Source organism: Alistipes sp. CAG:268 (assembly GCA_000434235.1).
GTDB lineage: Bacteria > Bacteroidota > Bacteroidia > Bacteroidales > Rikenellaceae > Alistipes > Alistipes avistercoris.
On the sequence record FR891993.1, the window covers coordinates 124,686 to 125,967 of the forward strand.

General features: G+C 66.3%; 1 protein-coding gene. It reads left to right on the forward strand.

Features of this window, described 5'->3' with window-relative positions; all coding sequences use genetic code 11:
- Positions 1 to 5: 5 nt before the first annotated feature.
- A complete protein-coding gene (locus tag QZL63_RS05085) occupies positions 6 to 1,241 on the forward strand; it encodes a phage portal protein (RefSeq protein WP_290586074.1) in 1,236 nt (411 codons plus the stop codon).
- Positions 1,242 to 1,282: the final 41 nt, after the last annotated feature.

The following is a 1,282-nucleotide window of genomic DNA, read 5'->3' on the forward strand; positions in this document are numbered from 1 at the left end:
CCGCACTGTCCCGCCTCCCGGGCCCTGCTGCCCTGCCCATCCTTTCCAAATCCATATCCACCATGACCTTTACACAGATTCCCGAACAGTACACCGCACTCGGCTCCGGGGCGATCTACGTCGTGGAGAGTCCCGAGGCGGCGGACATCGACCTCCGTCTCGTCGCATCGGACGGCACGACCTGCCTCGGTATGCGGCGCTACGTCGGCGTCAGGGAGGCCCGCTGCGACGCGGCACCCCTGCTGCGTCGCGCTCTGCGGTTCGAACCGGCCGACGACGAAACCGGCTTCACCCCGGCTGCGGGGCGCACGGTGACCGCCACGACCGAAGCGGCCCCCGCCGGGAGCTTCCCCGACCGGGCGGAAGCTACGGCCCCGGCACGCATCTTCCTCGCGCTCTTCCACCAGGACGCCACGCGCTGCCGCCTGGCCCGCGACTCGGCCCACATCCTCCTGCACTACGACTGGAGCGCCTTCCGCCCCGAAGAGGCGCGGTCGCTGCCGCTCTATCCCGCATTCGAGGAGCAGGCCGACGGCACGCTCCGCACGGCAATCCACTACAAGGACTACGAACCGGCGTTCGAACACTACGGCGTGCCGCCCTACATCGCCGGGCTGAACGTCTCGGCCATCGCCTACAAGACCGACCGGTGGAACATCTCGCGGCTCGACAACTCGTTCCAGCTCTCGAGCGTGATGATGCTCGACTCGTCGGCCGACAGCGAGGCCGAAGCCGAACGCATCGTCCGGTTGGCCGAGCAGAAGTTCGCCGGGAATCCCGGGCAGGTAATGTTCGTCCTGCGCGACGGCGGCGAGGAGGACAACTCGCGCTTCATTCCGATCACGGCCCAGAACGAGGGCGACTGGCAGGCGCTGCACGAGCAGGCTACGTCCGACATCGTCGTGGCCCACTCGTGGTTCCGGACCCTGAGCGGTCTGGACTACGGCTCGGGCTTCAACGCCGAACGGATCCTCCACGAATACGAGGTGGCGCTCAACATGGTGATCCTCGCCGAACAGGCCGAACTCACGGAGCCCGTCCGCACGCTCATCACCGCGACACTCGGAATCGACACCTCCTCGCTCGAGATCGTAAACCGTCCGCCGACCCGGTCGAAGCCCATCTACATGAAGGTCTGGGAGGCCCGCAAGGCCGACGGGCTGGACTACGACCCCGAGGACCCGAAGCAACAGGCCTTCCTGTCGGAAATCACCAAATACAACATCAAAAGCATCGAATGAACACGCTGATCACCCCTGCCCAGGCCCTCCGAAGGGCCTTC